This is a genomic window from Anabaena cylindrica UHCC 0172, assembly GCF_034931625.1.
Lineage (GTDB): Bacteria > Cyanobacteriota > Cyanobacteriia > Cyanobacteriales > Nostocaceae > Anabaena > Anabaena cylindrica_A.
In genome coordinates, this window is sequence record NZ_JAYGGY010000146.1 from 1 (window position 1) to 5942 (window position 5942).

The 5942-nt window shown below is 35.5% G+C and carries 5 protein-coding genes; 3 read left to right on the forward strand and 2 right to left on the reverse strand.

What is annotated here, in order from left to right; all coding sequences use genetic code 11:
• On the forward strand, positions 1–1408 hold a 1408-nt coding region (locus tag VB713_RS28000; RefSeq protein WP_323314752.1), incomplete at its 5' end, for an ATP-dependent nuclease.
• 104 nt (positions 1409–1512) lie between these two features.
• Positions 1513–2100, forward strand: coding sequence for a Uma2 family endonuclease (locus VB713_RS28005; protein WP_323314753.1), 588 nt, complete (start codon positions 1513–1515; stop codon positions 2098–2100).
• Here the strand turns inward: VB713_RS28005 and VB713_RS28010 are convergent.
• Positions 2095–2373 carry a hypothetical protein gene (locus VB713_RS28010; protein WP_323314754.1) on the reverse strand — a complete coding sequence of 93 codons (279 nt, stop codon included), beginning with the start codon at positions 2371–2373 and terminating at the stop codon, positions 2095–2097. The genes VB713_RS28005 and VB713_RS28010 overlap by 6 nt on opposite strands.
• Positions 2374–2568: 195 nt before the next feature.
• Here VB713_RS28010 and VB713_RS28015 point away from each other — a divergent pair, with 195 nt between their 5' ends.
• On the forward strand, positions 2569–4410 hold the full coding sequence (locus VB713_RS28015) for a tetratricopeptide repeat protein (RefSeq protein ID WP_323314755.1): 1842 nt from the start codon (positions 2569–2571) through the stop codon (positions 4408–4410).
• Between the two features lie 549 nt (positions 4411–4959).
• Here VB713_RS28015 and VB713_RS28020 read toward each other — a convergent pair.
• Positions 4960–5847 carry a CoA-binding protein gene (locus VB713_RS28020; RefSeq protein WP_323314756.1) on the reverse strand — a complete coding sequence of 296 codons (888 nt, stop codon included), beginning with the start codon at positions 5845–5847 and terminating at the stop codon, positions 4960–4962.
• Positions 5848–5942: the final 95 nt, after the last annotated feature.

The following is a 5942-nucleotide window of genomic DNA, read 5'->3' on the forward strand; positions in this document are numbered from 1 at the left end:
GAACCACCAATTGCACCATATTGAGCAATGTGTGACCAAACACTTGGAGTTAAACTATGGTCAAGTTAGTACAATTATCCGTAACTTGCTACTGGACACTAAAAATAAATATCCAGATAAATTTAACAGTCTTAAAGAAACTTTAGAAAACCGATTTGACTTTTATTTGGATAATATTTCTTTTAATCAAGACCAAGATTTGAATGTGACGGCTCGCTATAGCGATTTATGCGAAGAAAAGAATTTATCTTTAGACTTCAACTCATCCGGTAGTGGGTTTATGCAAGTTTTACAAATACTCGTACCTATTTATCGTTTTTGCCCTGAAGAATCTACTGTAGTTTTACTTGATGAACCTGATGCACATTTACATCCTAACTTACAAACTGCTTTGGCTAATACATTGAGAGATATACAGAAGGAATTAGGAATTCAAATAATAATTTCCACTCATTCCACATCAATTATAAGAGCAGCAGATCCATCAGAAGTTATTCCTATTTCATCTCGTACCACAATAAATAAACCTTTAATTGAATCGCAGGATGTAGAAAGGGAAATATCAACTCGTATTGATACATATGAGTTGGGAAAATCCGTTATTAGTGGGAAACTTGTTTTTATAGAAGATGATGATATTTCTGTACTTGAAAGATTTGATTATGTGTTAGGAACAAAATGCTTTTCTGGTACCAATACTGTACCAATACAAAAGGGTAGAGGTAAAGATGATAAATTACCATTTCAAATACGTAACATTCTTAGGGATTTTCTTGGACAAGAGATTGAAATTCATTTTTTAAGAGATGGAGATGGTCTTAATCCAGATTGGCGGCAAAGACTTAACGAATATGCGGAGAAGAATAATGTCATTTTACATCAATTACAAAGACATGAAATTGAAAACTATCTTCTCTCACCTAGCTTAATTTTCAAAACTTTATCTAGAAAATATCCAAATAGAATAATACCAACAATTGAAGAAATTGAATCAAAAATTATACATTCTTTAAAAGACACCATTTCATTAAATACATATAATTTCCCTTATAATCTTGAAGATAACATTCATAAAACAGCTTCATTATTAAAATTAGAGGATTATCGCAGTCAAGGTGCGAGAAGTGAATCAAACAATTTAATAAAAACTTATGTAAATTATGACAATATGAATAATCTACTAATAGTAGGTATGGGTAAGGAGACTCTAAAAAATCTTCGCGCTTGGATAAATAATGAATTAAAGTTAAATATATCACAGAAGGATATTCTTGATAATCTTGAGCCTACTGACATTCCAGAAGAAATTAAAACCATATTAGAACAATTAAAATCTAAAGAATCTAAATCTGCTCCTAGTAATTTACCTAAAATGGAAGATGATGATGAAATAGAGGAAGAAAGTTAATTGTTATTTAAAAGTTAGTAAAATAAATTACAATATACATCGCTAATTAAACCAGAGACACAACTTAAATAAATCAACAACCTGCAATTGAGGATATAAATATCATGACTATTGCACAGGAAACACGCTACTATTCCCCCGAAGAATACTTAGAATTTGAGGTAAATTCAGAACTACGTCACGAATATATTGATGGATTAATTATCCCTATGACAGGTGGAACACCAAATCATAATAAAATAGCTGGTAATTTATATGTTGCCATACATTTTGCTCTCAAGCGTCAGCCTTACGAAGTCTATTATACTGACCAACGGCTTTGGATTCCTAAACGACGGATTCATACTTATCCTGATGTAATGGTTGTCCAAACTCCCCTAGTGTTTGAAGAAGGAAGAAATGACACTATTACTAATCCAGTGATGATTGCTGAAGTTTTATCAAAATCTACCAAAGGTTATGATAGAGATGAAAAGTTTGCAGCTTATCGGACAATTGCTAATTTTCAAGAATATATTTTAATTGATCAATACACAATTCACGTTGAGCAATACGTTAAAACTGATCATAAAAAATGGATGTTTTTAGAGTATGAAGATATTAACGATTCTTTAAACTTAGCTTCTATTCCTTGTCAAATTTCGCTGGCTGATATTTATGAAAAGGTAGATTTTAAATCTGAAGAATTATAAGTAGTAATACTGTAGGTTGGGTTGAGAGATGAAACCCAAAACTTCAAAAACTTGTAAATGTTGGGTTTCACTTTGTTCAACCCAACCTACGCATCTGTTGTGATAATTGAATGCCATTTGAATTTTTTCTATGTCAGTTAAATAACGCATTTGGTTAAAGCAAAATTTTGAATGATTTAGACCAAAATATAAAGCAGCAATGGAGACTATCGTACTACAGGCAGTGGTTAGCCACAACCTAATATTCATAATTGTTTCTGATTGTTGTTTCATATAGCAATCCTAAATAAGTTATTGATAAAAAACCATACTCATGAAGTTTGGAAAAGTCAAAAATTTGACAATGTTTAGATACTGTTGCCTCATTTGATATAGATGGTAGCTAATTTAGGTGGCACAAATTATGTATCTGTAATACTCTCAGTCCTACTACAATTAGAATTGTTGTGATGTACTCTATTAGCTAAAGTGTCAGATTCCCTACCTCTGCGCGAGCATTATCTCGCTTTAATTGATGAAATTGTCGAAACTACTCTCAAGGGTAAGATTAGCTCTGTAGAGCAAGTATATCAAATGTTACTCAAAGGTATTACTTCCGGCACAGGGGAAGTGTTTGAGTTAGCTTTGAGCGATCGCTTGACAACCCTGCAAACCCAAGTAGATAGTGAAAAAGATGAACTAAAAAAGTCTAAAGCCACACGTGGTTTAAGAGCAATTAAAACCATTCAAACACAATGGCAACGCTGGCAAGAGCAAAACAAAGCCACAGAAGCTATAATTCTCGCAGTCCGAGAAATTACCATTGCCAGTAATGATGAGCGTTTAGCCGTATTCTTGCGTTTAACAGATCCTAATCTCAAATATCAATTAAATTTATCCCAATTACAGCAATTAGCTAAATCTTTACAGCAATTTGGTGAAGCTAACTCCGACTTAGCGCAGATATCAACAGGAATTACTCGTGGTGTCGCTTCTTGGCAACGTATCCAAGAAAATCTACTGAGTTGGATGTATGAACAAAAAGGTTCTCTGGGATTTGGTGGTGTACCCGGAGAAAGTGGTCCCTGGGCAAGTTGGGCAAAGTTAGTCAAAAGCGAATTTCCCGCAGCATTTTTTCGTACCTTAGCACTGGAAGAATCTGTAATTGAATTTGTTCAAAAACAACAAAATATTACTCTGAGTGATTGGGTAGAATTAGCAATAGTTTTACAATTTTTACAACGGGGTTTAGTTAGCTGGTTTGACCAACAAGCTTATGATATCAAAGCGGGTCCAAAATTATCAATTTCCACATTTTTAACCTTTGCAGTAATTTGGAGTCAATTAGCAAATGCTTTTCAAACCCAAGGAATAGTTTACAGCAATGGAGCTTCACAAATTATGCTCCAGATTTTAAGAACCTTTGCCCAGCGTCCTTATTTCCCCCTTTACGGTGGGATTTTTGCTTCGTTTTCTGGTAGTTCTTTACGTGATGCCTTAGATTATTTAGATGAACCTCTGCGTTCAGTGGAGAGAACTCAAGAAAAAGCTCGGATTTTGACACTTTTAGGATACTCTCAACGTGCTTTAGGCAAATATCCGCGCTCAATTAATTTTCATCAGCAAGCTTTGGAAATAGCGAGAAATGCTAAGGATAGCTATTGTGAAATTGCTAATCTTAATCATCTCAGTCGTACCTATGTCCAAGAAAAAAATTATGCCGAAGCAATTAACTATAGTCAAAGGGCATTAATTTTAAGTAGGCAAGCAGGTGATAAAACTGGAGAAACTAACGCGCTGGTAAATTTAGGTTATAGCGAAGTTATGCAAGCCCAGCAATTGGAAAATATCGAATCAGAAGTTTATGAATCAGCAATTAATTATCTCGAACAGGGTTTAAAGTTAGCCGAAAAATTAGGTGATATTCAAAGTCAAGCTTTATGTTTTAGCAGTTTAGGTATTGCCTATTTGGTAATTGGACAACACGAAGCAGCAATTAAATATCTAGAAGTGGGTTTTAAAACGGCACAAGTTTCTGGTGATTTGTATCTGCAAGGGCGTAATTTAGCTTATTTAGCTGAAGCTTATTATCATCTCAATAATTTTGAAAAAGCTATTTATACTGGTAGTTTGGGAATGTATCTGCTAGAGCAAATTTCTTCTGATGAATGGCGACAATCTGCGGGTTTATTAATAATCATCAAAGGACAAGTTGGGGCAAATCAATTTCAAGTTTTGCTTCAACAAAATCGCCCTAAAATGATTTCTGTTATCGGTGTTGATGGATATGATTATATTCCTCAATTACTAACCAGATATCAAGATTCATAGTTCTTCTCAGATCCCAAATTTCTCTAGAAAAACTTTAGATCCTCCTAAATCCTCCTTTCTAAGAAGGTGTTTGAAAAGTCTAATTTATTACTAGCCCTGGCGACTAGAAGTCGCGGCCATACAGACAAAACCTTAATTTTTCATTAGTCCACGCAGGTGGACTTCGTTTGTGTAGTAGCGACTTCTAGTCGCCCAAAACTTTTCAAACACCCTCTTAGAAGTTGGGGATCTTTTTGTTCATGTTTGCCAAAAATATGAGGTGATGGTGTTGACTTCAGCTTCAAAATCTGATATTATCTATCTTGAGGAAGAACTATCTTATAAATATTAAGTCACTATAAATATACATTATTGAAAACCTTTGGTAGAGACAGTTCCTGTAAGAGAACTCCACAAAAAGAAATGCCCAATGTCATTCTGAACGGAACGAAGTGTAGTGAAGAATCCTCCGAGATGCTTCGCTACACTCAGCATGACAAAACAGGATCATTTATTTTGTGGCTTACTGTAACGTCTCTACGTTCTTTTACTAGATGTCTAATGTTGGTACTACGAATTACCCATCACCTTTTTCAACAATTCGGGAATTTGAGAAGGACGTTCAGCTAGAGGAATGTTTGCTGATTGAAAAGCTGCTAATTTATTTTGTGTTGTGCCGAAAGTGGAATCACGTCCAACAACGGTTGCTAAGGTTCCTGTTGGCCGCCAATATTTAGTTAATGGTGCGTGTCTACCTGCGATGTAGGCAATGACTGGTTTATCAATAGCTTCAGCTATATATCTTGCAGCGGCTTCTTCACTTCCTCCTCCTGGTTGACCGACTAAAACGATCGCATCTGTGGTTTCATCCTCATCAAGAATTTGCAACCATTGCAGGAAAGATGAACCAACAATCGCATCACTACCAATGCTGACACTAATGGACTGACCTAAACCAGCTTTGGTTAATTCCCAGGCTACTTCATAGGTCAGAGTGCTGCTGCGGCTTACAATCCCCACTGATCCAGGTGTGTAAAATTCGCTAGGTTGAGTTCCTAAGAGAATTTTGCCAGGGACGATAATTCCGGGACTGTTGGGTCCGACTATTAGAATTTCACGCGTCTCTGTTTTGCGGAGTAATGTCACCATATCCAAAGGTGGCACACCAGCGGAGATAATAATGATCTGCCCAATATTAGATGCGATCGCTTCTAATGCAGCATCTAACACTTGATAAGGGTGTACACAAATAATCGACGTGTCAATTGACCCAAATTTTGCTGTCACCTCTTCCACCAAGTCAAATACTGGGAGGTCGTACATTTGCTGTCCACCAGATCCCGAATTGACACCAGCTACTAAATTAGTGCCATAAGCTTTCATTTGAGCAATATGAGTTGCTGATATAAATTCACAAAAACCCTGAATTAAAACTTTACTGTCTGGTGTTAAGTTCATATTTAGTTATTAGTTATTAGTTATTAGTTATTGGTCATTGGTCATTGGTTATTGGTCATTGGTCATTGGTCATTGGTCATTGGTCATTGGTCATT

Coding starts and splice junctions, on each gene's coding strand:
- VB713_RS28020 (WP_323314756.1), bottom strand. CDS start 5,847: ATGAACTTAACACCAGACAGTAAAGTTTTAATTCAGGGTTTTTGTGAA.
- VB713_RS28005 (WP_323314753.1), top strand. CDS start 1,513: ATGACTATTGCACAGGAAACACGCTACTATTCCCCCGAAGAATACTTA.
- VB713_RS28010 (WP_323314754.1), bottom strand. CDS start 2,373: ATGAAACAACAATCAGAAACAATTATGAATATTAGGTTGTGGCTAACC.